This window comes from Neisseria sp. P0021.S007, from assembly GCF_051956855.1.
In genome coordinates, this window is sequence record NZ_JBQCXA010001335.1 from 1 (window position 1) to 497 (window position 497).

The 497-nt window shown below is 53.5% G+C and carries 1 pseudogene; it reads right to left on the reverse strand.

From position 1 onward, the window contains the following. A pseudogene (locus tag ACTHUR_RS19020) lies at window positions 1-497 on the reverse strand (toprim domain-containing protein); the annotation flags it as partial.

Here is a 497-nt window from a genome sequence, read left to right on the forward strand (position 1 = left end):
CGCCAAGTCTTTGTTTTAACAGATAAGCCAATGCCGGCGCGGTAATTTGCGCCAAAAGCGGCGAACTGGTTTTCACCAATTCCGCCTTACCTTCCTGCGTATTGAGATTGAGGTCGTCTGAAAGATGTTCCCAGAAATACTCCGACAGCGGCTTGCTTTGGTTCAACAGCGCATCTTCAAATTGCGCTTTTCCGTAAGCGCGGATGTAGCTGTCAGGGTCGTGTTCTTCCGGCAGGAACAAAAAATGCAGCGATTTGTCGTCTTTCAACTGCGGCAACGCATTTTCCAGCGCGCGCCACGCCGCTTTCCTTCCCGCGCTTCCCCCATCAACCCCAAACTAAATACTGTCGGCATGACGCATCAGGATTTTGACGTGTTCCGCCGTGGTTGCCGTACCAAAAGCCGCCAAGCCGTAGCCGACGCAGAACTGCGACAACGCGAATACGTCGATGTAACCCTCGACCGCCAAAATCTGTCTTGCCTCTTCTCCTGCCGCC